The 26,390-nt window shown below is 74.1% G+C and carries 19 protein-coding genes; 3 read left to right on the top strand and 16 right to left on the bottom strand.

Annotated features, from left to right (window positions below; genetic code table 11):
* Window positions 1–42: 42 nt before the first annotated feature.
* Both AC07AW_RS25485 and AC07AW_RS25480 read right to left on the bottom strand, forming a co-directional pair.
* On the bottom strand, window positions 43–1,245 hold the full coding sequence (locus tag AC07AW_RS25485; protein ID WP_478817752.1) for a DNA polymerase III subunit delta': 1,203 nt from the start codon (window positions 1,243–1,245) through the stop codon (window positions 43–45).
* 81 nt (window positions 1,246–1,326) lie between these two features.
* A complete protein-coding gene (locus tag AC07AW_RS25480) occupies window positions 1,327–1,500 on the bottom strand; it encodes a hypothetical protein (RefSeq protein WP_478817751.1) in 174 nt (57 codons plus the stop codon).
* 170 nt (window positions 1,501–1,670) lie between these two features.
* On the opposite strand from AC07AW_RS25480, the gene AC07AW_RS25475 reads away from it, so the two are divergent.
* Together AC07AW_RS25475 and AC07AW_RS25470 are read left to right on the top strand one after the other, a co-directional pair.
* Window positions 1,671–2,855 (top strand): sensor histidine kinase, encoded by a 1,185-nt coding sequence (locus AC07AW_RS25475; protein ID WP_478817750.1) that lies wholly within the window; start codon window positions 1,671–1,673, stop codon window positions 2,853–2,855.
* Complete coding sequence (locus tag AC07AW_RS25470; RefSeq protein WP_478817749.1) at window positions 2,843–3,487, top strand: LuxR C-terminal-related transcriptional regulator; 645 nt, start codon at window positions 2,843–2,845, stop codon at window positions 3,485–3,487. The genes AC07AW_RS25475 and AC07AW_RS25470 overlap by 13 nt, the downstream gene beginning before the upstream one ends.
* A 104-nt stretch (window positions 3,488–3,591) precedes the next feature.
* On the opposite strand, the gene AC07AW_RS25465 is transcribed toward AC07AW_RS25470, so the two are convergent.
* The 14 genes from AC07AW_RS25465 to AC07AW_RS25400 form a co-directional block, all read right to left on the bottom strand.
* Complete coding sequence (locus AC07AW_RS25465; RefSeq protein ID WP_478817748.1) at window positions 3,592–6,018, bottom strand: FtsX-like permease family protein; 2,427 nt, start codon at window positions 6,016–6,018, stop codon at window positions 3,592–3,594.
* A complete protein-coding gene (locus AC07AW_RS25460; RefSeq protein WP_478817747.1) occupies window positions 6,015–6,791 on the bottom strand; it encodes an ABC transporter ATP-binding protein in 777 nt (258 codons plus the stop codon). Before AC07AW_RS25460 ends, AC07AW_RS25465 begins: the two co-directional genes overlap by 4 nt.
* A gap of 85 nt (window positions 6,792–6,876) precedes the next feature.
* The gene (gene tmk / locus AC07AW_RS25455; RefSeq protein ID WP_478817746.1) at window positions 6,877–10,164 is read right to left on the bottom strand and encodes a dTMP kinase; all 3,288 of its coding nucleotides are present in this window, start codon (window positions 10,162–10,164) and stop codon (window positions 6,877–6,879) included.
* A gap of 173 nt (window positions 10,165–10,337) precedes the next feature.
* Window positions 10,338–13,181, bottom strand: a complete 2,844-nt coding sequence (topA, locus tag AC07AW_RS25450) for a type I DNA topoisomerase (protein WP_478817745.1) — start codon at window positions 13,179–13,181, stop codon at window positions 10,338–10,340.
* Window positions 13,182–13,442: 261 nt separating this feature from the next.
* A complete protein-coding gene (locus tag AC07AW_RS25445; RefSeq protein WP_351177238.1) occupies window positions 13,443–13,640 on the bottom strand; it encodes a hypothetical protein in 198 nt (65 codons plus the stop codon).
* A gap of 198 nt (window positions 13,641–13,838) precedes the next feature.
* Window positions 13,839–14,657, bottom strand: a complete 819-nt coding sequence (locus AC07AW_RS25440; protein WP_478817744.1) for an ABC transporter permease — start codon at window positions 14,655–14,657, stop codon at window positions 13,839–13,841.
* A gap of 14 nt (window positions 14,658–14,671) precedes the next feature.
* Window positions 14,672–15,457 carry an ABC transporter permease gene (locus tag AC07AW_RS25435; protein WP_478817743.1) on the bottom strand — a complete coding sequence of 262 codons (786 nt, stop codon included), beginning with the start codon at window positions 15,455–15,457 and terminating at the stop codon, window positions 14,672–14,674.
* Window positions 15,454–16,470 (bottom strand): ABC transporter ATP-binding protein, encoded by a 1,017-nt coding sequence (locus tag AC07AW_RS25430; protein WP_478817742.1) that lies wholly within the window; start codon window positions 16,468–16,470, stop codon window positions 15,454–15,456. Before AC07AW_RS25430 ends, AC07AW_RS25435 begins: the two co-directional genes overlap by 4 nt.
* A 207-nt stretch (window positions 16,471–16,677) precedes the next feature.
* Window positions 16,678–17,682, bottom strand: a complete 1,005-nt coding sequence (locus tag AC07AW_RS25425; protein WP_478817741.1) for an ArsR/SmtB family transcription factor — start codon at window positions 17,680–17,682, stop codon at window positions 16,678–16,680.
* Window positions 17,679–19,244 (bottom strand): DUF7059 domain-containing protein, encoded by a 1,566-nt coding sequence (locus tag AC07AW_RS25420; RefSeq protein WP_478817740.1) that lies wholly within the window; start codon window positions 19,242–19,244, stop codon window positions 17,679–17,681. The genes AC07AW_RS25425 and AC07AW_RS25420 overlap by 4 nt, the downstream gene beginning before the upstream one ends.
* A 96-nt stretch (window positions 19,245–19,340) precedes the next feature.
* A complete protein-coding gene (locus tag AC07AW_RS25415) occupies window positions 19,341–20,015 on the bottom strand; it encodes a small secreted protein (protein WP_478817739.1) in 675 nt (224 codons plus the stop codon).
* Window positions 20,016–20,166: 151 nt separating this feature from the next.
* On the bottom strand, window positions 20,167–22,488 hold the full coding sequence (locus tag AC07AW_RS25410) for a sodium-translocating pyrophosphatase (RefSeq protein ID WP_478817738.1): 2,322 nt from the start codon (window positions 22,486–22,488) through the stop codon (window positions 20,167–20,169).
* A gap of 318 nt (window positions 22,489–22,806) precedes the next feature.
* A complete protein-coding gene (locus tag AC07AW_RS25405; RefSeq protein ID WP_392159333.1) occupies window positions 22,807–23,265 on the bottom strand; it encodes an ATP-binding protein in 459 nt (152 codons plus the stop codon).
* Window positions 23,266–23,280: 15 nt separating this feature from the next.
* Entirely contained in the window at window positions 23,281–23,634 is a 354-nt protein-coding gene (locus AC07AW_RS25400; protein WP_015034520.1) for an STAS domain-containing protein, read from the bottom strand.
* 80 nt (window positions 23,635–23,714) lie between these two features.
* On the opposite strand from AC07AW_RS25400, the gene AC07AW_RS25395 reads away from it, so the two are divergent.
* A complete protein-coding gene (locus AC07AW_RS25395) occupies window positions 23,715–26,348 on the top strand; it encodes a DEAD/DEAH box helicase (protein ID WP_478817737.1) in 2,634 nt (877 codons plus the stop codon).
* The last annotated feature ends 42 nt before the right edge of the window (window positions 26,349–26,390 follow it).

Raw genomic sequence — 26,390 nt, 5'->3', positions numbered from 1 at the left:
GGTACGGACCGTGTCCAATCGCCCGGAGCCGGCCCACCGGGATCAGCCCCGCAGCGCCATCGTCATCGCCTCCACCGCCAGCAGCGGAGCCACGTTCCGGTCGAGGGCCTCGCGGCAGGCGAGGACCGCCTCGATGCGGCGGAGGGTCCGCTCCGGGGTGCTGTCGCGGGCGATCCGCTCCAGGGCGTCCCGCACGTCCGTGTTCGCCAGGGCCGAGCGAGAGCGGAGCTGGAGCGCCAGGACGTCGCGGTAGAAGCCGGTCAGGTCGGTGAGCGCGAGGTCCAGGCTGTCGCGCTGCGTGCGCGTCCTGCGCCGCTTCTGCCGGTCCTCCAGCTCCTTCATCGCCCCGGCCGTGCCGCGCGGCATCCGCCCGCCCTGCGCCGCGCCGAGGGCCGCCTTCAGCTCCTCGGTCTCCTTGACGTCGATCTCCTCCGCGACCTGCTTCGCGTCCTCCGCGGCCGCGTCGACCAGCTCCTGCGCGGCCTTGAGGCAGCCGCCGACGTCCTCGACCCGCAGCGGCAGCTTCAGGACGACGGACCGGCGCGCGCGGGCCCGCTCGTCCGTGGCCAGCCGCCGGGCCCGGTCGATGTGCCCCTGGGTGGCGCGGGCGGCGGCCTGCGCCACCTCCGGCTCGATGCCGTCGCGCCGCACCAGCACGTCGGCGACGGCCTCCACCGGCGGGGTGCGCAGGGTCAGGTGGCGGCAGCGGGAGCGGATCGTGGGCAGCACGTCCTCCAGGGAGGGCGCGCACAGCAGCCAGACCGTGCGGGGCGCGGGCTCCTCGACGGCCTTCAGAAGCACGTTCCCCGCGCCCTCGGTGAGCCGGTCGGCGTCCTCCAGGACGATGACCTGCCAGCGGCCGCCCGCCGGGGACAGCTGGGCGCGCCGGACGAGGTCGCGGGTCTCCTTCACGCCGATGGACAGCAGGTCCGTACGGACGATCTCGACGTCCGCGTGCGTGCCGACGAGGGTCGTGTGGCAGCCGTCGCAGAAGCCGCAGCCGGGGGCCCCGCCGAGCGCGCGGTCGGGGCTCACGCACTGCAGCGCGGCGGCGAAGGCGCGCGCCGCGGTCGCACGCCCGGACCCGGGAGGACCGGTGAAGAGCCAGGCGTGGGTCATCTTGGAGGCCTCGGGGACCGGCTCGCCGGCGGCGTGGGCGGTCACGAACGTGTCGGCGTCACGCGCGGCGGCGGCGAGCTGCTCCTCGACCCGGGTCTGTCCGACCAGGTCGTCCCATACGGCCATGTCTGCCCCTCCTCAGGTACGTCCTCCATTGTGGGGCAGCCCTCCGACAACCCCCGCCGACCTGTGGAGAACCTCCTCCGCTCAGACCCCGCTGCGGGGCCGGGTCAGCCACAGGCCGACCGCGGAGCCGAGCAGGACCGCTCCGGTGCAGACGCTTCCGGCGATCTGGAGGCCTCCGCTCCAGCCGGCGAAGGTGCTGATGAAGACGTTGGCCAGGACGCTCGCGGCGAGCAGCAGCCAGAGAAGGGCGCGCATGGGTGCCTCCGTGGAGTGGGTTTCGGGTGGGAATCCGGGCTCGCCGGGTCGTTCCCGGCGACTCTTCGATCCTGGTCTCCGCCGCCTCCGCGCACAGCGGTGCCCGCTCCCGAAGCGATGGTGTAGCCCGCTCCACCGTCTCCCCCGGCACCGCCGCCTACGCTGGCCCCATGCGCGAGGCGATCAAGGAAGCGGCACGGGCGTGGCTCCACCTCACGATCGGGGCCGCGATCTCCCTCCTCTGCTATCTGATGGCGGGCATCGCCCTCTTCACCACCGTCCTCACCCTCACGGTCATCGGCGCCGGTGTGCTCCCCGAGAGCGTGCTGCTGCTGCGCCGCCTCGCCGGCTGGGAGCGGCGCCGTGCGGCCGCGTGGACCGGGACGCCCGTCCCCGAGGCGTACCTGCCGCTCGAAGGGCCCCTCCCCGCGCGCGTACGGACCGCGGTCACCGATCCCGGCACCCGGCACGACCTGGTCTGGGCCGCCGCGCAGCTGCTCTACGGCTCGGTCCTCTGGTACCTCTCGCTGATCGTCTGGGTGCCCGGGCTGCTGGTCGACGGCGTGTGGACCGGGCTCGCGGGGCGGCGGCCGGTGGCCCTGCCACTGATCGGCCGGCTCGCCGGCCTGGCGGCCGACTGGTCGCGCGCGCTGCTCACGCCGGCCCCGTCGGCCGTCCGGGACGCCGCCCTCGCCGCCCGTATCGAGCAGCTCACGGCCACCCGTGCGGGCGCGGTCGCCGCGCACGGCGCCGAGCTGCGCCGCATCGAGCGCGACCTCCACGACGGCGCGCAGGCCCGCCTGGTGGCGCTGTCCATGCGGATCGGGCTCGCCCGGCGTGCGTACGACTCCGATCCCGCGACCGCCCGCCGGCTCCTCGACGACGCCCAGACGCAGGCCGAGGAGGCCCTCGCCGAGCTGCGGCACGTGGTGCGCGGCATCCACCCGCCGATCCTCACCGACCGCGGCCTGACCGGAGCCGTCCGGGCCCTCGCCGCGAGCAGCGGACTTGAGACGGCTGTCGCGGTGACCGGCCTCGGCGATCACACGCAGGACGGCCCCCGCGCCCCGGCCGCCGTCGAGGCCGCCGCGTACTTCGTGGTCGCCGAGGCGCTGACCAACGCCGCCAAGCACAGCGGCGCCGACCGTGCCTCCGTCTCCCTGACCCGTGAACCGACCGCCCTGCGCGTGCGCGTGCGGGACGAGGGCCGCGGCGGGGCCGAGGCCGGCGAGAGTGGCGGCTCCGGCCTGACGGGCATGCGCCGCCGGGTCGCCGCGCTCGACGGCACCGTACGACTGACCAGCCCCGTGGGGGGCCCGACCGTGATCGAAGTGGAGCTTCCGTGCGTGTGGTGATCGCCGAGGACAACGCCCTCCTCAGAGAGGGCCTGGTGCTGCTGCTCACCTCGTCGGGGCACGAGGTCGCCGGGGTCGCGGCCACCGGCCCCGAGATCCTGCCGCTGCTCCTGGAGCTCCGGCCCGACGTGGCCGTCCTCGACGTGCGGCTCCCGCCGGGCTTCCGCGACGAGGGGCTGCGGGCGGCGCTCGCGGCCCGCGAGCAGCTCCCGGAGCTGCCGGTGCTCGTGCTCTCGCAGTACGTGGAGGAGACGTACGCGGCGGAGCTCCTCGGCGGCGGCGCGCAGGGCGTCGGCTACCTCCTGAAGGACCGAGTGGGCCGGGTGGACGAGTTCCTGGACGCCCTGGAACGGGTCGCGGCCGGCGGCACGGCCCTGGACCCGGAGGTCGTCACCGAACTGATGGCCCGCCGCCGCGACGACCCGCTGGACTCCCTCACGCCCCGCGAGCGCGAGGTCCTGGCGCTGATGGCGCAGGGCCACGACAACGGCACGATCGCCCGCTCGCTGGTGGTCACCGAGCGGGCCGTGCACAAGCACATCGGGAACGTCTTCCTGAAGCTCGGCCTGCCGCCGAGCGACAGCGGCGGCCACCGCCGGGTCCTCGCCGTCCTCGCGTACCTCAACGCCTAGAAGCCGTCTGGCCGACCTCAACGCCTAGAGGCCGTCCCAACCGACCTCAACGCCTGGAAACCGTCCCGACCGACCTCAACGCCTGGAAACCGTCCCGACCGACCTCAACGCCTGAGCGTCACCCGGGACGGCCCGAACACGCCCGCCACCACCGTGACGAGGACGGTGCCCGTGATCAGGGCGGCCTGCGCGGGCGGCAGGTACGGCAGGCCGCCGGTGAGCGCCCAGGCGAACGCCGTCAGCGGCAGCGCGCCCACGACGAGCCCGACGAGGAGGCCCGTCGCGGTCAGGAACCCCGCCTCCAGGCCGAGCATCCTGCGCAGCTGGCCCGCCGAGGCGCCGACCTGACGCAGCAGCTCCAGCTCGCCGCGGCGCCCGGCGCCGATCAGCGCGAGGGTGCTCAGGACGGAGAGCAGGGTGAGCCCGCCGATCGCCGCGACGATCCCGCCGGAGACGAGCCCGTTCAGCTCGGCCCCGGGGGACGTCACCACCTCGGGGGCGACGGGGGCGGTTCCGTGGACTCCGGCCGCCAGTACGCGCGCGGGGTACGGATCGCTCATGTGCGGGGCCAGTTCGGCCTTGGGCAGGAGGAACTCGCCGAGGGCGAGGGAGCGTTCGTAGACCGCGACCACCCGCAGCCTCTTCGGGGTCCCGTCGCCGAGCCGGAGCTCCACCGTCGAACCGGGCTTCGCCTCAAGGGAGTCGGCCATGTCCGCGCCGACCGCGACCGTGCCCGCCCGGGCGAGTCCCTCGAGGTCGCCGGCGACGACGCCCGGGTCGAGCGTCCCCGCGAGGCCCTCGGCGTCCACGCCGAGGACCGGGAGCCGGTCGAGGCGCGGCGAGCCGGCCTCCGTGCGGGCCAGGACCACCGACGCCCGCAGGACGTCCGTGGCCGACGCAACGCCGGGGAGCCCGCGCACCCGCTCCGCCGTCGTGCCGGAGTACGCGAGGTCGGCGGTGGTCGCGGCCCGCGCCTGCGCGGCCGCGGCCCGCTCCATGGTGGCGCCCGCCGACAGCTGCACGAGCGCGAAGGCGGTGACGAGGACGACGGGGACGAGCGCGGCCCCGAGCCGGCGCGAGTGCACGGCGGCACCGGCGGCCGTGAGCCGTCCAGGCGCGCCGCCGAACCGCCGGAACGGCCGGTCGAGGACCGTCATCGCGACCCCCGCGATCCACGGCCCGAGCAGCGCGCACCCGGCGACCAGCGTCACCGTGGCCGCACCGGCAGCGGCGGCGGCCGCGTCGCCGCCCTGGAGCGTGGCCGTCCCGGCCGAGCCCGCGCCGAGCACGAGCAGCACGAGCCCGGTGACACGGCGGGCGCCGCCCTTCCCCGGCCGTCCCGGCCGGCGGGCGGCGAAGAGGACCACGAGCCGGGCGATGCCCACCGCGAGGGCGGCGGCGACGAGGACGGCGGTGAACAGCCACGGCGGGGTGGGGAGTTCGAGGCCCTCCGGTACGACTCCGGTACGGGCCCGCAGCGCCGACCACAGCGCCAGGAACACCGGTACGGACGCGAGTGCGCCGAGCAGCGCCGCCGCACCCGCCACCCGGACCACCTCCCGGCCCGCCGCGCCCCGCACCTGACGGGGCGTCGCTCCGACGGCGAGGAGCAGTTCCCGTTCCCCGGCGCGCTGGTGGAGGGCCTGGGCGACGAGCGAGGCGAGGACGAGGACGGCGACCAGGACGACGTTCGCGGCGACGGCGGCGAGGAGCTGGAGGAGCTCCGCGCGCGCGGGCGGCGCGCCGAGGTGCTCGGCGCCTCCCCTGCCGTCCCCGGTCAGCGCCCGCAGCGGCTGTCCGGCGGCCGTGTCCTTGAGCCCGGCGGTGTCGAGGGCGGCCCGTACGCGCGCGTGGAGGGTGTCCACGGGGACGCCGGGCTCGGCGAGGACCCCGACGGCGTCCACGGCACCGGGATGCCCGGCGAGCCGCCGCGCCTCCCCCGCCGTGACGTACAGCGCGGCCGGCCCGTCGGCCACGCCGACGACCCGGCGCCCGGCCACGGTGTCCCCGACGGCGGCGCCGAGGCCCGCGCCGACGACGGCCTCCCCGGCCCGCCGGGGCTCCCGCCCGTCGGTCAGCCGGTACGGGGCGAGCCGGGCCGCCTCCCAGGAACGCCCGGGGTACGCGCGCGTGCCGTCCGGCTCCCGTACGACGAACGTGGCGTCCGGGACCGCTTCCCGTACCCCAGGAACGGCCCGCAGCACGTCGACGGCCGCCTCGGGGACCCGTACCCGCTCGGTCAGACCCACGGTCTCGGTCCTCGGCTCGCTGCCCCAGGGCTTCACCGTCCAGCGGACCTCCTGGTCACCGGCGACGACGACAGGCGCGGCGGCGTACCGCTCCACGCGCGCGTGGCCGAGGCCGGCGGAGCCGAGCGCGAGGGCCAGGGCGCCGAGCAGCGCGGAGGTGACGGCGACGGCCGCGAACACGGCGGCCCACGCCTTGCGGTGGGCCCGCAGCGACCGCGCGGCGAGCAGCCGCACGGCGGGGTTCCCGACCCGGCGCGCAGACGGCTGCGCGGAGCCGCTCATCGGGCCACCGCCAGGTGCCGCCCCGCCGCCGCGTGGGCGCCGAGGGCAGCCCGTACGCGCGCCTCGTCCGGGCGGTCGAGGCGGCCGGCGATCCGGCCCCGCTCCAGGAACACGGCCTCGTCCGCCCAGGTGGCGGCCACCGGGTCGTGGGTGACGAGGACGACCGTGCGTCCCCGCTCGTCGACGGCCCGCCGCAGCAGGGCGAGGACCTCCGACGCGGTGACCGGGTCGAGAGCGGCGGTCGGCTCGTCGGCGAAGACGACCTCGGGCTCGTTGACCAGGGCGCGGGCGATCGCCACCCGCTGCTGCTGGCCGCCGGAGAGGCTCTCGGGCCGGTCCTCGGCCCGGTCGGCGAGCCCCACGGCGTCGAGACCGGCCAGGGCGCGGGCGTCGAGCGCCGGGCCCTCGGAGGCCCCGGCGAGGAGCAGCGGCAGGGTGACGTTCTCCCGCACGTTCAGGGCGGAGACGAGGTTGAGCGACTGGAACACGAAGCCGATCCGGTCGCGTCGGAGCCGGGTCAGCCGGGCCGTCTTCAGGGTGGCGAGGTCGGTGCCCCCGATCCGTACCCGCCCGGCCGTCGGCCGTTCGAGCCCGGCCGCGCAGCGCAGCAGGGTGGACTTGCCGGAGCCCGACCGGCCCATCACGGCCACGAGGCGCCCGCGCGGCACGACCAGGTCGACCCCGTCGAGCGCGGGCGCCCCGCGTCCGTACGTTCGGCTCACCCCGTCCAGGGCCAGGGCGGCGCCGTTCTCCGTCACTGCTGTCGTCGTCATACCGGCAACGCTAGAAAAGCGCAGGTCACAGCGGTATGGAGCAGGCTTCCGGAGTGGGGGTGGAGCCAGCTACACCCCACCGGTCTCAGCGGCGCCGGCGCGGGCCCTCGTCCTCGTCCCCGTGCGGGCCGAACAGCTCGTCCGCGAGGGTCGGGAGATCGTCGAGCGGGGTCTCCTCCGCCCAGTCGGAGCGGCGGCGGGGACGGCCGTTCTCGTCGAGCTGCGGCAGCTCCCGGGTCCGGTCGTTCGCACCGTGCGGCTCGTCGCGGAAGATGCCCTGCGGCACCCGATCGGCGGGGTCGGACGCCCTGGCCGCGTCCCGTACGGGAGGCAGCACGGCGGTCTCGTCGGCGCCCCGCACGGGAGGCAGCACGGCGGTCTCGTCGACCTCCCGCGGGTCACGGATCTGCGGCAGGACAGTGGTCTCCGCCTCGGGCCTGCCGGCCGTCTCCGGCCGCACGATCGGCGTCTCGACGGTGACCTCCTCCGGCGAGACGGACGGCGCGTCCGGCTTCACGACCGGGGTCGCCACGGTGACCTCGTTCGCCGACACCTCCGTGGCCCTGGCGGCCCGCTCGGCGGCGGCCGTCCGCTCGGCGGCGGCCTTCTCCGCCGCCGCCCGCTCCCTGGCGGCCTTCTCCCGGGCCACCTTCGCGGCCTCGGCCCGCTCGGCCGCGGCCAGCTCCGCCGCGGCGCGCTCGGCGGCCGCACGCTCCCGGGCCGCCTTCGCGGCGGCCTCGGCGGCGAGCTTCTCCGCGGCGGCCTTCGCCGCTGCCTCCTCCGCGGCCTTCGCGGCCGCGGCGGCCTCGGCCATCCGGCGGGCCTCCTCGGCACGCAGCAGGGCCTCCTCGGCCTTGCGCTGCTTCTCCAGGCGGCGCTCCTCGGCCTCGGCCCGCAGCCGGGCCTCCTCCTCGGCCTCCTTGCGGAGCCGCTCCGCCTCCTCCTGGCGGGCCTTCTCCTCGGCGGCGAGGCGACGGGCCTCCTCCTCGGCCGCGAGCCGCTCCTCCTCGGCCCTGCGGCGGGCCTCCTCCGCCTGCCGTTCGGCCTCCAAGCGGCGCGCCTCTTCCTCCTCGCGCCGCTTGCGCTCCTCCTCCTCGGCGCGGAGCTTGGCGAGCTGCTCCTGCCGCTCGCGCTCCAGGCGCTCCTCCTCGGCCTTGCGCGCGGCCTCTTCCTCGGCGAGGCGCCGGGCCTCCTCCTCGGCCTTCCGGCGGGCCTCCTCCGCGGCCTTCACCTCGGCCTCGGAGAGCGGCAGCATCCGGTCGAGCCGGTGGCGTACGACGGTGGTGACGGCCTCCGGCTCCTGGCCGGCGTCGACGACGAGGTAGCGGCTGGGGTCGGCGGCCGCGAGCGCGAGGAAACCGGCCCGTACGCGCGCGTGGAACTCCGGCGGCTCGGACTCCAGCCGGTCGGGCGCCTCGGTGAACCGTTCCCTCGCGGTCTCCGGGGAGACGTCGAGGACCACGGTCAGGTTCGGCACGAGACCGTCGGTCGCCCAGCGCGAGATGCGGGCGATCTCGGTCGGGGACAGGTCACGGCCCGCGCCCTGGTAGGCCACGGACGAGTCGATGTACCGGTCGGAGAGGACGATCGCGCCCCGCTCCAGGGCCGGGCGGACCAGGGAGTCGACGTGCTCGGCGCGGTCCGCCGCGTACAGCAGGGCCTCGGCGCGGTTCGAGAGTCCCGCCGACGACACGTCGAGGAGGATCGAGCGGAGCCGCTTGCCGATCGGGGTGGCACCCGGCTCGCGGGTGACGACGACCTCGTGGCCCTTGGCGCGGATCCACTCGGCGAGCGCCTGGACCTGCGTGGACTTCCCGGCGCCGTCGCCGCCCTCCAGGGCGATGAAGAAACCGGTCGGGGACGGCGCCTGGACCGGGTCGGAGCCGCGCAGCGCGTCGCGCAGGTCGCGGCGGAGCGGGACGCCCGCCCGGTCGTCGGTCTTCGCGAGGACCAGCGCGGCGACCGGAAGCAGCAGGGCGCCGGCGAGGACGAGCGTGAAGGCGGCACCGCCGTGCGCGAAGACGAAGTCCCCGGAGGCGAGCCGGTGCGGCCCGATCGCGGCGGCGAGCAGCGGCGCGGCGAGCGCGCCGAGGCCCATGGCGACGCGCGCGGTGGCCTGGAGGTGCTCGGTGGTCCGGGCCCGGCGGGGCTCCTCGGTCTCCTGGTCGATCAGGGTGTGGCCGGTGTTCGCGGCGACCCCGGCGGCGTACCCGGCGAGGACGGCGAGGAACAGCACGGTCGCCGTGTCCGGGACCAGGCCCATCGCGATCAGGGCGACGCCGGTGACGGCGGTCGCGAGGGCCAGCAGCCGGCGCCGGGACAGCACCGGCAGGACGGAGCCCGCCGTGCGGATGCCGACGGCGGTGGCGCCGCTCAGCGCCAGGATCAGCAGGGCGTACGTGACGGGCCCGCCGCCCAGGTCGTACGCGTGGAGCACGGCGAGCGACGCGGCCGCGGCGATCGCCCCGGCGACGGTGGCGGAGGCGAGGACGAGCAGCGGCAGGGCGCCGGTGCGGCCCTTGCCCTCGCCCGAACCCTTGGCGGACGGCCGGCGCAGGCCCTCCAGGGGCGAACGGGGCCGGGGCGTCTCCCCGCCGGGCAGCGCCATCGCGTACAGGACGGTGACGGAGGCGGCGAACAGACCGGCCGCGACGTACGAGCCGAGGGCCGCCTGGTGCAGCGAGAACCAGTCGATCCCGACACCCAGCAGGTTGCCGACGAGGGTGGCGACGAGCAGCACGGCCGCCGCGGCGGGGACGGCGAGGAAGCCGGTCCGCTGGGACAGCCGGCGCAGCGCGCCGAGGTGGTCGGGCAGCGGGCGCACGGCGTCGCCCTCCGGCGGCGGCGCGGGCAGCAGCGCGGGCGCGGCGCCCTCCCGGCCGATGGTCCACAGGCGCTCGGCCGCACCGGTGACGAAGACGGTGCCCAGCAGGTACCAGAGGGCACTGTCCGGGATCCAGTCGATCCACAGCGGGGCGATGACGAGCAGCGCGATCCGCACCCCGTCGGCGCCGATCATGGTCCAGCGCCGGTCGAGCGGGCCGGACGGCCCGGTGAGCGCGGTCAGCGGACCGAGGAGGACGGCCCCGAAGAGGACCGAGGCGAGCAGACGGGCGCCCACGACGGCCGCCACGGCGAACGCGGCTCCCCGGTAGCCACCCCCGAGCGCACCCTCGGCGACGGCCGCCTGGAGACCCAGGAGGACGAGGACGAGAAGGGCGAGGGCGTCGCCGGTGCTGCCGACCAGGTGGGCGCTCCACAGCCGGCGCAGCGGCTGATGGCGCAAGAGGGCGCGTACGGCGCGCTCCCGGGAATCCGCGACGAGTGCGGCGTCGGAATCGCCCAGGCGGTCTGGCTGCTCTGCTCGCGTCATCCGTCCACCCTATCCGGACGGCCCAGCTCCCCGCGGCCCGCGCCCGAACAAACGTGGGAGGGCGGGAGCAGCCGAACGCAGGAGGGTGGAGCAGCCGAACGCGAGAGGGCGGAGCCGGCGAACGCAGGAGGGCGGGAGCACCGCTCCCGCCCTCCTGCGCACCGCTTCGGGTACTACTCCGGCTTGGCCGCCGCCGTCTTCTTGGCGGCGGTCTTCTTCGCCGTGGCCGTCTTCGCCGTCGTGGTCTTCTTCGCGGCGGTCTTCTTGGCGGCGGTGGTCTTCTTCGCCGCCGTCTTCGTGGCCGTCTTCTTCGCCGCGACCTTCTTCGCCGGGGCCTTCTTGGCGGCCTTCTTCGCCGGACCCTTGGCCCGCTTCTCGGCGAGCAGCTCGTAGCCGCGCTCGGGCGTGATCGTCTCCACGCTGTCGCCGGTGCGCAGGGTGGCGTTGGTCTCGCCGTCCGTCACGTACGGGCCGAACCGCCCGTCCTTGACGACCACGGGCTTCTCGCTGACCGGGTCGGTGCCCAGCTCCTTCAGCGGCGGCTTGGCCGCGGCCCGGCCCCGCTGCTTCGGCTGCGCGTAGATCGCGAGCGCCTCTTCGAGGGTGATCGTGAAGAGCTGCTCCTCGTCCGTCAGTGACCGCGAGTCCGTGCCCTTCTTGAGGTACGGGCCGTAGCGGCCGTTCTGCGCGGTGATCTCCACGCCCTCGGCGTCGGCGCCGACGACCCGCGGCAGGGACATCAGCCGGAGCGCGTCCTCCAGGGTGACGGTGTCGAGGGCCATCGACTTGAAGAGGGAGGCCGTGCGCGGCTTCACTGCGTTCTTGCCGGTCTTCGGCGTGCCCTCGGGAAGGATCTCCGTCACGTACGGGCCGTAACGGCCGTCCTTGGCGACGATCTGGTTCCCGCTGACCGGGTCGGTGCCCAGCTCGAAGTCGCCGCTCGGCCGGGCGAGCAGCTCCTCGGCGTGCTCGACGGTCAGCTCGTCGGGCGCGAGGTCGTCGGGCACGTCGGCCCGCTGGTGGCCTTCCTGCTCCTTCTCGCCGCGCTCGACGTACGGGCCGTAGCGGCCGACGCGCAGCACGATGCCGTTGCCGACGGGGAAGGAGGAGATCTCGCGCGCGTCGATCGCGCCGAGGTCGGTGACGAGCTCCTTGAGGCCACCGAGGTGGTCGCCGTCGCCGTTCCCGGCGTCCGCCGCGCCGCCCGCTCCGCCGGACTCGCCCTCACCGAAGTAGAAACGCTTCAGCCACGGCACGGACTGGGCCTCGCCGCGGGCGATGCGGTCGAGGTCGTCCTCCATCTTCGCGGTGAAGTCGTAGTCGACGAGCCGCCCGAAGTGCTTCTCCAGGAGGTTGACGACGGCGAAGCTCAGGAAGGACGGGACGAGCGCCGTGCCCTTCTTGAAGACGTAGCCGCGGTCGAGGATGGTGCCGATGATCGAGGCGTACGTCGACGGGCGGCCGATCTCGCGCTCTTCCAGCTCCTTGACCAGCGAGGCCTCGGTGTAGCGGGCCGGCGGCTTGGTCGCGTGGCCGTCCGCCGTGATCTCCTCGGCGGTCAGCGCGTCGCCCTGGGCGACCTGCGGCAGGCGCCGCTCGCGGTCGTCGAGCTCCGCGTTCGGGTCGTCGGCCCCCTCCACGTACGCCTTCATGAAGCCGTGGAAGGTGATCGTCTTGCCGGACGCGCTGAACTCGGCGTCGCGGCCGTCGGCCGCCCGGCCGCCGATCTTCACGGTGACCGAGTTGCCGGTCGCGTCCTTCATCTGGGAGGCGACGGTCCGCTTCCAGATCAGCTCGTACAGCTTGAACTGGTCACCGGTGAGGCCGGTCTCCGCCGGGGTGCGGAAACGATCACCCGAAGGCCGGATCGCCTCGTGGGCCTCCTGCGCGTTCTTGACCTTGCCCGCGTAGACGCGGGGCTTCTCCGGCAGGTAGTCCGCGCCGTACAGCTGCGTGACCTGCGCCCGCGCCGCCGCGACGGCGGTGTCGGAGAGGATCGTGGAGTCCGTACGCATGTAGGTGATGAAGCCGTTCTCGTACAGCTTCTGCGCCACCTGCATGGTCGCCTTCGCACCGAAGCCCAGCTTGCGGCTCGCCTCCTGCTGGAGGGTGGTGGTCCGGAAGGGGGCGTACGGGGAGCGGCGGTACGGCTTCGACTCGACCGAGCGCACCGAGAACGCCGTGTCGGCGAGCGCGGCGGCGAGCGCCCGAGCGTTCGCCTCGTCCAGGTGGAGCACGCTCTCGGTCTTCAGCCGGCCGTCGGCGCCGAAGTCACGGCCCTGCGCGACGCGCTTGCCGTCGACCGTCGCGAGGCGCGCGACCAGCGAGGACGGGTCGGAGGCGTCACCGGAGCGGCCGGTGCCGAAGGTGCCGGTGAGGTCCCAGTACTCGGCGGAGCGGAAGGCGATGCGCTCGCGCTCCCGCTCGACGACGAGACGGGTGGCGACGGACTGCACACGGCCGGCGGAGAGCCGCGGCATGACCTTCTTCCACAGGACCGGCGAGACCTCGTAGCCGTAGAGACGGTCGAGGATGCGGCGGGTCTCCTGGGCGTCGACCATGCGCTGGTTCAGCTCGCGCGGGTTGGCGACGGCCTCGCGGATCGCGTCCTTGGTGATCTCGTGGAAGACCATCCGGTGGACCGGGACCTTGGGCTTCAGGACTTCCTGGAGGTGCCACGCGATGGCCTCGCCCTCGCGGTCCTCATCGGTGGCGAGGAAGAGTTCGTCGGACTCGGCCAGCAGCTCCTTGAGCTTCCTGACCTGCGCCTTCTTGTCGGCGTTGACGACGTAGATGGGCTGGAAGTCATGCTCGACGTCGACCCCGAGGCGGCGCACCTCACCGGTGTACTTCTCCGGCACCTCGGCGGCGCCGGAGGGCAGGTCGCGGATGTGCCCGACGCTCGCCTCGACGACGTAGCCGGGGCCGAGGTAGCCCTTGATCGTCTTCGCCTTGGCAGGCGACTCGACGATGACGAGTCGGCGGCCGCCGTGTGCGGTCTCGCTGGTCGGGGACAACTTCGCTCTTCTCTCCGGATCGACACTCTCTGGCACGTACGGCACTGGCACGCACGGCAGCGGCACGGACGGTGACGCTCCCGTCGCTGCGGAGTGTGACGGTACAACCCGCCCCCGTGTCAAACGGCAAAAGCCCGCAACGGCCACTCGAACGGTAACCCGAGTCCTGGCATTCCTGCCGCCCGGACTCCCGGTCGGGCGGGGCGGGGGGTGTGAGCCGGAGAGATCGAAAAGAGACCGGACGCCGAAGCGGAACCGGATTCAGAGCCGGCCGAAGCACCAGAGGCCGAGGGCCAGGAAGGCGGCGCCGGAGAGACTGGTCAGCGCGACCGCGGTGCGCGGGGCGACCCCGTGCGCGACGGGCTCACGGTGCAGTGCCCGCACGGTGGTCCACAGCAGCAGCGCGCCTCCGAACAGCGTGAACGCCGCCCCCGCGAAGATCGCCGGCCCGCTCTCCATGCCCGTACCCCGTTCCGTTCACGTGCGGTGTTCGCCTCTCGCCGCCGAGGCTGGCACCTCCGGGCATCGGGGGCGCGAACTCCGGGTGAACGGCGTGGGCCGACTCGCACGGGTTCACGAAGATGGCCGGTAGTGATCCCGCTCCAAAGGGCCCCTCCCCCACCCCACCCCTCCCCCTGCTCTCCCCTTCCCCTCGCGTCACATCGTGTCGAGCGTGGCCCGGCGTCGGCTGCCGCGCTCGAAGACGGCGAGGAGGACGACGGCGAGCAGCCCCCACCCCGCTCCGACCGCGAGCTCGGCCCCGAGCAGGTGCCCGTCCAGACCGCCGCCGGCGGTCAGCCCGCGCGCCGCGTCAGCCGCGTGCGTGAGCGGCAGCAGCTCACCGGCGACGCGCATCCAGTCGGGCAGCGTCTCCCGCGGCACGGCGGCGCCGGTCAGGAGCAGCAGCACCGAACTGGCCACGTTCGACACGAGGAACACATCACGGAACCGCAGCCCGAGCGCCCCGAGCGCGAGCCCGAAGGCCGAACAGGCGGCCGCCGCGACGAGCAGCACCAGACCGAGCCCGGGCAACGCCCCGGCGGGCACGGGCAGCCCGAGGACGAGCGCGGCGGCGGTGAGCACGAAGGCACTGACGAACAGCCCGTTGAGGACGTACGGGAGGGCTCGTCCGAGCCACAGCGGAACCCGGCGGCGGGGCGAGAGCAGGACGGCCCCGAGGGTGCCGTACCGGCGCTCGTTGGCGACGGCCATCGTGCCGCCGTACACGCAGGAGGCGGAAGCTGCGAGGACGGCGTTGCCCACGAGGTGGAAACGATCGTCGGCGACACCGAGTTCCCTGCCCAGGAAGACGAAGAAGAACACCTGGAGGAGCGGCCCGACCAGCAGTGTTCCGATGAACATGGGCGGGGTCGTCCAGTTGAACAGGGCGCGGTACGAGATCGCCCCGCCGACCACGAGCAGCCGGGAGGTGGCGTGGAAGCGGAAGCCGAGGAGTCGGCTGCGGAAGCGGAACATCCGACGGTGGCCTTTCAGGCGAGGGCGAGGGTGGCGGCGGCGCGGGCCCGGCGCTCCACCCGGCCGAGGACGAGGACGGCGGCGAGGGCGTAGCCGGCGCCGAGCGCGAGGGCGACGAGGAGCGGGGTGAGGACCTCCCCGGTGGAGGGTCCGCCGGAGGTCGCCGCGTGCACGGCCCGCGCGCCCCAGGTGGTGGGCAGCGCCCAGGAGAGCGGGTGGGTCCAGGCGGGCAGCACGGTGACGGGGACGAGCAGCCCGGACAGCAGCCAGACAGGCGTGTCGAGGGGGTTCGCGAGGGCGTTGGCGTTGCGCAGCAGGACGAAGGTCGCGGCGAGCAGCAGCCCCATCATGCCGAGCGAGAGGACGCACACCGGGACGGCGACGAGGAAGAGCAGGGGGTGCGCGAAGTCGAGCGGCACGCCGTAGAGCAGGACGCCCCACAGGACGGTCGCGCCCATCGCGTACGTGCCGATGACGGCGGTCGCGAGGGTGATCGGCAGGAGGACGAGCGCGAGCGGGGTCGGCGCCACGACGAGGGTCTCCAGGGTGCCGAGCCAGCGCTGGTTCTGCACCGCGCCGCCCGAGCCGAAGAGGACCGAGCCCCAGATGCCCATGAGTCCGGCGCCGACGGAGGCGGTGAGCAGCCGGTCGGGGTCGCCCGCGGCGCGGAACAGGTAGACGGCGAGGGTCGCGTAGACGAGGGGGACGAGGACGGCGAAGGTGATTTCGATCGGGGAGCGCGACATGTACGAGACGTGGGTGCGGACCCCGACGCCGATCAGGCGCAGGACGCGGATCACGCGGGCACCCCGTCCGGCTCGGCGGCGGGAGCCCCGGTGGACCCCGTCGCCTCCTCCACGATCGCGATGTAGGCGTCCTCCAGGGACGGTTCGCGGCTGACGACCCGTCCGATGCGGACGCCGTCGAGGGCGGCGAGGACGGGCGCGTGGAGCTCGGCGCCGCGGTCCGTCTGCACGCTCACGGTCTGGACCGTGCCCCGGTCCTCGGCGGACACTCCCCGTACGCCGGGGACCCGCCGCACCCGGTCGAGGGCCTCCTCGCCCGCCCCGTACGCCTCGATGTCGAGGACGTCCCGGTCGCCGACGCGGGACTTGAGGCTGTCGGGGGTGCCGAGGGCGCGGATCCGGCCGCCGGCGATGACGGCGATCCGGTCGCAGAGCTCGTCGGCCTCGGCCATGTAGTGGGTGGTGAGGAGGACGGTCGTGCCGGCGGCAGCCAGGTCGGCGACGGTGCGGCGCAGGTCGCGGGCGGCGACGGGGTCGACGCCGATGGACGGTTCGTCGAGGAAGAGGACGTCGGGGCCGTGGAGCAGTCCGCGGGCGATGTGGAGGCGCTGCCGCATACCGCGCGAGTACCCCTCGACGCGTTCCTTCTCCCGGCCCAGCAGGCCGACGAGGTCGAGGAGTTCCGCGATGCGCCGCTTCTGGTCGCGGGCGGGGACGCCGTACAGCTCGGCGAAGTAGCGGAGGTTGTCGAGCGCGGAGAGCCGGTCGTACAGGCCCCGGTCGCCGCCGAAGACGTACCCGATCCTGCGGCGTACGGCGACGGGGTCGCGGGCCACGTCGTGGCCGAACACCCGGGCCGTGCCGGAGGTCGGCAGCAGCAGGGTGTTGAGCATCTTGATCGTGGTGGTCTTGCCGGCGCCGTTGGGCCCGAGCAGGCCGAACAGCTCTCCCGGCGCCACCTCGAAGGTGACCCCGCGGACGGCCTCGGTCTCGGTCCGCCGGGACCGCGGCCACCCGGTCCTGCTGGTGTAGGTGCGGCGCAGCGCGTCCGCCTCGATTGCGAGCATGAGGCGGACGGTAGGAGCGGGCGGGAGGGCCGGGCCATCGATTCGGGAGGCCCCGAATCGTCGGCCCACGGCCTCGGATCGCTAGGCCACGGCCCCGAGTCGTCGGCCCGCGGACTCGGATCGCTACGCCACGGCCCCGAATCGTCGGCCCACGGCCTCGGATCGCTACGCCACAGCCCCGAACAGCTGCGTCACGGCCCCGAATCGTCAGGCCACGGCCCTGAGGATGTCCTCCCCGGCGAGCAGCGCGAGCAGCGAGCGGCCCGTGTCCGTGAGCTGGTAGTACACCGAGCGCCCGACGCGGTGGCGGGTCACGACCCCGGCTTCGGAGAGGACCGACAGGTGCTCCGAGACCGTGCTGGGGGCGAGGCCGAGCCGGTCGGCGAGTCCGGCCGTGGTCAGGGGCCCGCCCAGCTCGCGCAGGACGGCCGCCCGGCCCCGGCCGAGCATCAGCCCGAGCCGGTCCTCGGCGACGGGCTCGGCCGGTTCGCGCAGGGCGGCGGCGCCCCGGGCCTGGAAGCTGAGCGCGAAGACCTCGGGGTCGTCGGTGGAGTAGAGCCGGCAGCCCTCGGCGAAGACCAGGGGCACGAGGACGAGCCGCCGCTCCCCGGGCGCGTACTCGGCGTCGATGTGCTTGGTCAGTTCGAGTACGGGGGGCTGCCAGCTGCCGCGGGCCTCCAGGCCCGCGAACAGCGCGTCGACGCCCTCCGTCGCGAATGTCCTGGCCCGGACGAGGACTTCGTCCTCGACGAGCCGGCGCATCGTCGGCCAGTACGGCTCGATCGCGCCCTCCCAGTAGGCGGCGTACGCGTCGGCGAGCGCCGCGCAGGCGGCCTCCGGATCCTTCAGGTACGGCTGCAGGAAGGGCGCGTCCTCCATGCCGGGGTAGCAGACCGCCGCCTGTTCGCGGACGAACTCCGGGGCGGTGCCCCGCAGCGCGGCGAGCTCCTCGTGGACGTGGACCGTGCCGAAGGGCCGGGGCAGCAGGAAGTCGGAGTTCTCGCGCCGGCCCACCGAGAACAGCTCCCACAGGGGGCGGAGCCGGTCGTCCTCGCGCCACACCTCGCGCGCCTGCCCGAGCCACGCCTGGTACGGCCAGGAGGGGTGGCGGTGGGGCAGCGCGAGGTGCATCGCGCAGAACGCGTCGCGGAGCGGGCTGATCGCGATCCGGGTCGCCCCGAGCGAGGCCTCGTCCAGCTCGATCCGTATCAAGCGCCGCTCCCTTCGGTCCCGGACGGCTCCGTGCCCGGCAGCAGCGAGTCGGGGATCAGGAAGCCTTCCTCGACGAGGAGCCGGATGGCCTGCGGGGTGCGGTCCCGCAGCATGACCGGGTCCTCGCCCATGAGCTGCCCGATGGCGTCGAGGATGCGGCCCGCGCTGAGCGTGCCGTCGCAGACGCCGGCGAACCCGGCGCCGACGTGGTCGACCTTGGTGGCGCGGCGCATGCCCCGGTTCTGCCGGAGCACCACGTGCTCGGGGTCCTCGGCGCCCGGCAGTCCGACCTGCTCCTGCACCACCTCGTGCGCGAGGGTGAAGCGGTCGGCGAGGAGCGCGGCGTCGTCGTTGCCGCGCAGGTAGTCCTGGCGCTCGAAGTGGGCGCGGACGGTGGGGCCGAGGGGCTGCTCGACGGGGTGCGGCCACTCCTCGACCACGATCGAGGGCTCGACCGCGCCCGAGGCCACGGCCTCGTTCCGCCGGATCGTGATCCAGCCGAAGCCGATCGCGCGGGTCTTGCTCGCCTCGAACTCGTCGAGCCAGCGGTCGTAGGCCGCCCGGTAGGCGTCCGGGTCGCCGCGGTGGTCGCCACTGTCCCGCAGCCACAGCTCGGTGTACTGGGTGATGTCCTGGACCTCGCGCTGCACGATCCAGGCGTCGCAGCCGCGCGGCACCCAGGACCGCAGCCGCTCCTGCCACTCCTCGCCCTCGACGTGCTGCCAGTTGGCGAGGAACTGGGCGTACCCGCCGTCGTTGAGCCGCTCCCCGGCCTGCTGCACGAGCGTGCGGCACAGGTCGTCGCCGCTCATCCCCCCGTCCCGGTAGGTGAGGCCGGCGCCGGGGGAGATCACGAACGGCGGGTTGGAGACGATCAGGTCGTACGTGTCGCCGTCGACGGGCTCGAAGAGCGAGCCGGTCAGCAGCTCGGCCTCCCGGGCCCCGGAGAGGGCGAGGGTGAGCCGGGTGAAGTCCAGGGCGCGCGGGTTGAGGTCGGTGGCGGTGACCAGGGTGGCGTGCTGGGCGGCGTGCAGGGCCTGGATGCCGGAGCCGGTGCCGAGGTCGAGCGCGGAGGAGACCGGCGTACGGATCGTGATGCCGGCGAGGGTGGTGGAGGCGCCGCCGACGCCGAGGACGACGCCTTCGTCCTTCTTGCCGATGCCTCCGGCGCCGCCGACCGCGCAGCCCAGGTCGGAGACGATGAACCAGTCCTCGCCGTCCGGGCCGCCGTACGGCCGGACGTCGACCGTGGCGAGCACGGTGCCGTCCTCGCGGACCAGCCAGCCGTCGGCGAGGGCCTCGTCGAGCGGGAGCGCGGCGGCGGCCCGGTCGGCGGCGACGGGCTCCTGGAGCAGGAAGAGCCGGACGAGGGTCTCCAGCGGGGAGCCGCCGCGGGTGGCGCGCAGGGCGGGCACGGTCTCGCTGCGGGCGAGCGCCGCGTACGCCGGGGCGCCGAGCAGGTCGAGCAGACCGTCGGCGGTGAAGTCGGCGGCGAGCAGTGCCTCGCGCAGACGGGTGGCGTGCGCGGGCACCGGGAGGCGGGAAGGCAGGGTCGTACTCACCGCTCCATTGTGACGGCCGCCACCGACATCCGGGCGGCCGACCCGGCGGCGTGCGGCCGATCGCCGCCCGCGCCGGGCCGATCGGCCCTGGTTCCCCTACTCGCTCTTGGCGGCCGTGGGCTTCTTGGTCGGCGTGGCGGACGCCTTCTCGGTCGGCTTCGTGGAACCGGAGTCCGAGTCGGAGCCGGCGCCGGAGTTCGGGGAGGCGGTGGTCTTCGGCGGGACCGAGGCCGTGGGCTTCTGGCAGCCGGGCTGCTTGGCCATCGCCTGGCCCAGCTCGCCCTCCTCCAGCTTGGACAGGGCGTTCTGGTCCATCTTCTCGATCTTGGTCAGGCCGTCGGCGACGCCCTGGAGGCCGTCCGCGAACTTCTGCTGGTTCGTCGGGTCCAGCGCGTCGACCTGCTTCTTGAGCCCCTCGTAGGCCACCGCGGTGGCGTTGAGCTCCTTGATCGCGTCCTGCTGGATCTTCTCGCCGTTCTCGACGGGCGGGGCCCCGGCGGCCTCGACGGCCTTGGCGAGGGCGCGGTCGGCGTTCGCGATGTCCTGGAACGCCTTCGAGTCGGCGGCCTGGATCTCGGCCGGCTTGCTGTCGGCCGCGGTCGAGATGATGATCTGGTGGGCGTCGGCCCGCTTCTGGATCTGGGGCTTCGCCTGGTCGCAGAAGGTCTTCGCCCAGTCACCCACCTTGTCGCCCTCGTCACTGCTGCAACCGGACAGCGCGAGCACCAGTACCGCGCCGCCGGACAGTGCGGCCGCAAGCTTCTTGTTCAACGGATCGGTCCCTTCCAAGGCTCTCGGCCCCGGAACATACACGCCGAACGGGCTACTTCCACCTTTCGTGCGACGGATTCCTCCCCTATTGCAGTCTTTTGAACCAAGGGGTGACCCCCCTGATCATCCGGCAAATGAGACGGACGCCACGTCAGGAGACGGCCACCGAACGCCTCTTGGAGGCCCGGACCGCGCCGACCACGACGAGGAGCGCGACCGCCGCGACCGCGGCTCGCAGTCCGGCGCTCGCGTCGCTGCCGTAGCTGAACCGCACGACCGCCGGGGCGATCAGCAGCGCGACCAGGTTCATCACCTTCAGGAGCGGGTTGATCGCCGGGCCCGCCGTGTCCTTGAACGGGTCGCCGACCGTGTCCCCGATGACGGTCGCCGCGTGCGCCTCGCTGCCCTTGCCGCCGTGGTTCCCGTCCTCGACCAGCTTCTTCGCGTTGTCCCAGGCGCCACCGGAGTTGGCGAGGAAGACCGCCATCAGCGCGCCCGCCCCGATCGCCCCGGCGAGGTACGCGCCGAGCGGGCCGACGCCGAGCGTGAAGCCGACCGCGATCGGGGCCATCACGGCGAGCAGTCCGGGCGTGGCGAGTTCGCGGAGCGCGTCCTTGGTGCAGATGTCGACGACCCGCCCGTACTCAGGCTTCTCGGTGAAGTTCATGATCCCGGGGTGTTCGAGGAACTGCCGCCGCACCTCGTAGACGACCGATCCGGCCGAGCGGGAGACCGCGCTGATCGCGAGCCCGGAGAAGAGGAAGACGACCGCGGCGCCGAGGATCAGCCCGAAGAGGTTGTTGGGCTGTGAGATGTCCAACGAGAGTGTCACCTCGCCGAGCAGCCCGGCCTTCGACTCCCCGACGTCGGCGATCGCGGTCGCGATGGCGTCCCGGTACGAGCCGAAGAGCGCCGAGGCCGCCAGGACGGCGGTGGCGATGGCGATGCCCTTGGTGATGGCCTTCGTGGTGTTGCCGACGGCGTCGAGGTCGGTGAGGACCTGCGCGCCGGCCCCGGTGACGTCCCCGGACATCTCCGCGATGCCCTGGGCGTTGTCGGCGACCGGGCCGAAGGTGTCCATGGCGACGATCACGCCGACGGTGGTGAGCAGTCCCGTCCCGGCGAGGGCCACCGCGAACAGCGCCAGCATGATCGAGGTGCCGCCGAGCAGGAACGCCCCGTAGACGGTGAGCCCGATCAGCAGGGCCGTGTAGACGGCGGACTCCATGCCGAGTGCCACGCCCGCGAGGACGACGGTGGCGGGGCCGGTGAGCGAGGACCTGCCGATGTCCCTGACCGGCCGCCGGCTCGTCTCGGTGAAGTAGCCGGTGAGCTGCTGGATCAGCGCGGCGAGGACGATGCCGAGGGCGACCGCGACCAGGGCGAGGACCCGCGGATCACCGTCGTGGGCGCGGATGCCGGGCTCGGTGACGCCTTCGAGCTCGGCGTACGAGGACGGCAGGTACGCGAAGGAGACGACGGCGACGAGCGCCAGCGAGATCACCGCCGAGACCAGGAATCCGCGGTTGATCGCGCTCATCCCGCCGCGGTCGGCGCGGCGCGGGGCGACCGTGAGGATGCCGATCACGGCGGTGACCACGCCGATCGCGGGCACCATCAGGGGGAACGCGAGTCCGTGGTCGCCGAAGGCGGCCTTGCCGAGGATGAGCGCGGCGACCAGGGTCACGGCGTACGACTCGAAGAGGTCGGCCGCCATGCCGGCGCAGTCTCCGACGTTGTCGCCCACGTTGTCGGCGATGGTGGCGGCGTTGCGCGGGTCGTCCTCGGGGATGCCCTGCTCGACCTTGCCGACGAGGTCGGCGCCGACGTCGGCGGCCTTGGTGAAGATGCCGCCGCCCACGCGCATGAACATGGCGATGAGCGCGGCGCCGAGGCCGAATCCCTCCAGGACCTTGGGCGCGTCGGCGGCGTAGACCAGGACGACGCAGGAGGCCCCGAGCAGGCCGAGGCCGACCGTGCACATGCCGACGACCCCGCCCGTACGGAACGCGATCCGCATGGCCCGGTGGGCGACCTCGTTCAGGTCCTTCTCGGGTTCGCCCGGCGCCGGGGTGGCCTCCCTGGCCGCGGCGGCGACCCGCACGTTGGCCCGGACGGCGAGCCGCATGCCGATGTAGCCGGTGACCGCCGAGAAGAGCGCCCCGACCAGGAAGAACAGGGAACGCCCGGCACGCTGCGACCAGCTGTCGGCGGGCAGCAGCATCAGCAGGAAGAACACGGCGGCCGCGAAGACGGCGAGGGTCCGCAGCTGCCGCGCGAGGTAGGCGTTGGCGCCCTCCTGCACGGCGGCGGCGATCTCTTTCATCTTCTCGGTGCCCTCACCGGCCGCGAGCACCTGGCGGACGAGGAGCCGGGCGACGACCAGCGCGGCGAGGGCGACGGCCGCGACGACGACCACGATCGTCCGGTTCCCGCTCGTGAGCACCGCCGCGGCGAGAGATGTGGGGTACATGGGGACGGATCATAGGGAGATAAACCGGTACGGGCCGGGATGCACCAATTCGTGGGCGATGACACCCGGCTTCGTGGGCGATGACACCCGGCTTCGTGGGCGAGGACGCCCGGCTTGGGGGCCGAGGACGCCCGGCTTGGGGGCCGAGGACGCCCGGCTTCGCGGGCGAGGCGCCCGGCTTGGCGGTCGGGACGCCCGGTTTCGTGGGCGAGGACGCGCGGCTTCGCGGGCGAGGCGCCCGGCAAAAGCGAAGAGGCCCCGCGACACGGGGCCTCTTCGTTTTTGTACGTGTACGTGCACTATGTGCACGCGTACGGGTCAGGACAAGACGTCCGCCGAGCTCACCGGCCAGCTCATCCGGATGGTGCCGCCATCCTCGCCGGCACTGACCTCGACGTCGTCGACGAGCCCGCGGATCACCGCGAGCCCCATCTCGTCCTCGCCGTCGGCGTCGTCGAAGTCCTCGGCCGGGGCCGCGGCCCGCGCGCCGGGGACACCGGCGGCATCGGCCGCCGCCACCCCCGCACCCGGCACCTCGTCGCCGACCTCGATGGAGAACGTCTTCTCCTCCTCGGTCAGGACGACCCGGATGGGGGTCGTGACGTCGTTGCTCCGGTGCAGCCCGACCGCGCGCGAACAGGCCTCACCCACAGCGAGACGCACCTCGTCGAGGACCGCCTCGTCCACACCCGCCCGGCGCGCGACCGCGGCCGCCACCAGACGGGCCGTGCGGACGTGCTCGGGCTGAGCACTGAAGCGGAGTTCAACGGTGGCCATACGAACCCCCTGGGCTCAGTCGACGGCGTTGACGGCCTCGTCGACCGAGGTGTGGATCGGGAACACCTTGGTGAGACCCGTGATCCGGAAAATCTTGAGAATGCGCTCCTGGTTGCAGACCAGACGCAGCGAGCCCTCGTGCGCGCGAACGCGCTTCAGGCCGCCGACGAGCACACCGAGGCCGGTGGAGTCGAGGAAGTCCACGCCCTCCATGTCGACGACCAGGTGGTAGCTGCCGTCGTTCACCAACTCGACCAACTGCTCGCGCAGCTTGGGCGCGGTATACACATCAATCTCGCCACCGACCTCGACGACCGTACGGTCACCACCAGCGCCGGACACATTGCGAGTCGACAGGGACAGGTCCACGGATCCTCCAGCACCTTGCTATCGGGCGATCGTCCCCTCGGGTCTCCGGGGCGGAGCCGAGGAACGGAACGCCAGCCGCGATGGCATTCAATCACTTACCAGCAGCCATGCACGACGCCTTGGAAGCATTGTCCGTCATGGCAGTGACACACTCGGTGCCGATGGCCAAGAATCACCGCCCCCGTCGTCCGGCCGGGGAAACGGGCAGCCGCCCCTCTCCCGGCATGGTCCTCGACCGGCTCTCCTCGGGCGAGAGCCGGGCCGCGCGCATCACTCATACGGAGCACATGCCCGCCCGGGAGGGCCGCCATGCCGTCTGGCCGCACCGCATCCGTCCGGAGGTGATCGCGGCGATCCGGACGGCGGGGATCGAGCACCCCTGGGCGCACCAGGCGGAGGCCGCCGAGCACGCTCTGGACGGCGAGTCCGTGGTGATCGCCACGGGCACCGCCTCGGGCAAGTCGCTCGCCTACCTCGCCCCGGTCCTCAGCACCCTCCTGGACGGCTCGGAGGCCCCGAACGGACGCGGCACCACCGCCCTCTACCTGGCGCCCACCAAGGCCCTCGCCGCCGACCAGCGGCGCGCCGTGCGGGAACTGGCCGCCCCGCTCGGCAACCGGATCCGTCCCGCCGTCTACGACGGCGACACGCCGGTCGAGGAGCGCGAGTGGGTCCGCCAGTACGCGAACTACGTGCTGACCAACCCCGACATGCTCCACATGGGCATACTCCCCTCCCACCCCAGGTGGTCCTCCTTCCTCCGCTCCCTGCGCTACGTCGTGATCGACGAGTGCCACACCTACCGGGGCGTCTTCGGCTCCCACGTCGCCCAGGTGCTGCGCCGTCTGCGCCGTGTCTGCGCCCGGTACGGCTCCGAACCGGTCTTCCTCCTCGCCTCGGCCACCTCCGCCGAACCGGCGCTGGCCGCCGGCCGCCTCACCGGCCTGCCGGTCACCGAGGTCTCCGACGACGCCTCCCCGCGCGGCGAGCTGGTCTTCGCCCTCTGGGAGCCGCCGCTGACCGAGCTGCACGGCGAGCGCGGCGCGCCCGTGCGCCGCACCGCCACGGCCGAGACCGCCGACCTGCTGACCGACCTGACCCGGCAGGGCGTCCGCTCGGTCGCCTTCGTCCGCTCCCGGCGCGGCGCCGAGCTGATCTCGGTGATCGCCCAGGAACGGCTGGCCGAGACCGACCGCGCGCTCGCCCGCCGCGTCGCCGCCTACCGGGGCGGCTATCTGCCCGAGGAGCGCCGCGCCCTGGAGCGGGCCCTGCACTCCGGCGAGCTCCTCGGCCTGGCCGCCACGACCGCCCTGGAGCTGGGCGTGGACGTCTCCGGCCTGGACGCCGTCGTGATCGCCGGCTACCCGGGCACCCGGGCCTCCCTGTGGCAGCAGGCGGGCCGCGCCGGCCGTTCGGGTGAGGGCGCCCTCGCGATCCTGGTCGCCCGGGACGACCCGCTGGACACCTTCCTCGTCCACCACCCGGAGGCGATCTTCGAGCAGCCGGTCGAGACGACCGTCCTGGACCCCGACAACCCCTACGTCCTCGCCCCCCATCTGTGCGCCGCCGCCGCGGAGCTCCCGCTGACCGAACCCGACCTGGCGCTCTTCGGCCCGGCCGCGCCCGGCCTGATGCCCCAGCTGGAGGGCGCCGGCCTGCTGCGCCGCCGCTCCACCGGCTGGTACTGGACCCGCCGTGAGCGGGCGGCCGACCTGGCCGACATCCGGGGCGGCGGCGGCAGCCCCGTCCGGATCGTGGAGGCCGGCACCGGCCGCCTCCTCGGCACGGTCGACGAGGCCGCCTCCCACACCGCCGTCCACGAGGGCGCCGTCCACCTCCACCAGGGCCGCACCTATCTGGTGCGGGAGCTCGACCTCAAGGACTCCGTCGCCCTCGTCGAGGAGGCCGTCCCCCCGTACTCCACCACCGCCCGCGACACCACCTCCATCACCGTCCTCGAGACCGACACCGAGATCCCCTGGGGAGCCGGCCGCCTCTGCTACGGCTCCGTCGAGGTCACCAACCAGGTCGTCTCCTTCCTCCGCCGCCGCCTGATCACCGGCGAGGTGCTCGGCGAGACCAAGCTCGACCTGCCGCCCCGCACCCTGCGCACCCGGGCCGTGTGGTGGACGGTCACCGAGGACCAGCTCGACGCCGCCCGGATCAACCCGGAGATCCTCGGCGGCGCCCTGCACGCCGCCGAGCACGCCTCCATCGGCATGCTGCCGCTCTTCGCCACCTGCGACCGCTGGGACATCGGCGGCGTCTCCGTACCGCTCCATCCCGACACCCTGCTGCCCACCGTCTTCGTGTACGACGGGCACCCGGGCGGCGCGGGCTTCGCCGAGCGCGCCTTCCACACCGCCCGCGCCTGGCTGACAGCCACCCGGGAGGCCATCGCCTCCTGCGAGTGCGAGGCGGGCTGCCCCTCCTGCATCCAGTCCCCGAAGTGCGGCAACGGCAACGATCCGCTCCACAAACGCGGAGCCGTCCGCCTCCTCACGGAACTCCTCCGCGCGGCCCCGGAGCCGCCTCAGGAGCCCATGCGGGAGGCGGGCCAGCCGTCTCAGGAGCCGAAGCCGGAAGCGGGGCGGTCTCAGGAGCCCAATCGGGAGGCGGGCCAGCCGTCTCAGGAGCCGAAGCCGGAAGCGGGGCCGTCTCAGGGGTCCCCGCCGGCGGCGGAGCCTGACCCGGAGGGCCCGCCCGCGACCTGACCTCCGGCCGGTACGGGCCGCGCACGACCCGGGCGGTCACGT

The sequence above is a fragment of the Streptomyces sp. NPDC044003 genome (genome assembly GCF_056435185.1).
This window is presented reverse-complemented; position numbering and strand designations above follow the sequence as displayed.

Coding starts and splice junctions, on each gene's coding strand:
- AC07AW_RS25485 (WP_478817752.1), bottom strand. CDS start 1,245: ATGGCCGTATGGGACGACCTGGTCGGACAGACCCGGGTCGAGGAGCAG.
- AC07AW_RS25480 (WP_478817751.1), bottom strand. CDS start 1,500: ATGCGCGCCCTTCTCTGGCTGCTGCTCGCCGCGAGCGTCCTGGCCAAC.
- AC07AW_RS25475 (WP_478817750.1), top strand. CDS start 1,671: ATGCGCGAGGCGATCAAGGAAGCGGCACGGGCGTGGCTCCACCTCACG.
- AC07AW_RS25465 (WP_478817748.1), bottom strand. CDS start 6,018: ATGAGCGGCTCCGCGCAGCCGTCTGCGCGCCGGGTCGGGAACCCCGCC.
- AC07AW_RS25460 (WP_478817747.1), bottom strand. CDS start 6,791: ATGACGACGACAGCAGTGACGGAGAACGGCGCCGCCCTGGCCCTGGAC.
- tmk (WP_478817746.1), bottom strand. CDS start 10,164: ATGACGCGAGCAGAGCAGCCAGACCGCCTGGGCGATTCCGACGCCGCA.
- AC07AW_RS25445 (WP_351177238.1), bottom strand. CDS start 13,640: ATGGAGAGCGGGCCGGCGATCTTCGCGGGGGCGGCGTTCACGCTGTTC.
- AC07AW_RS25440 (WP_478817744.1), bottom strand. CDS start 14,657: ATGTTCCGCTTCCGCAGCCGACTCCTCGGCTTCCGCTTCCACGCCACC.
- AC07AW_RS25430 (WP_478817742.1), bottom strand. CDS start 16,470: ATGCTCGCAATCGAGGCGGACGCGCTGCGCCGCACCTACACCAGCAGG.
- AC07AW_RS25410 (WP_478817738.1), bottom strand. CDS start 22,488: ATGTACCCCACATCTCTCGCCGCGGCGGTGCTCACGAGCGGGAACCGG.
- AC07AW_RS25405 (WP_392159333.1), bottom strand. CDS start 23,265: ATGGCCACCGTTGAACTCCGCTTCAGTGCTCAGCCCGAGCACGTCCGC.
- AC07AW_RS25395 (WP_478817737.1), top strand. CDS start 23,715: ATGGCATTCAATCACTTACCAGCAGCCATGCACGACGCCTTGGAAGCA.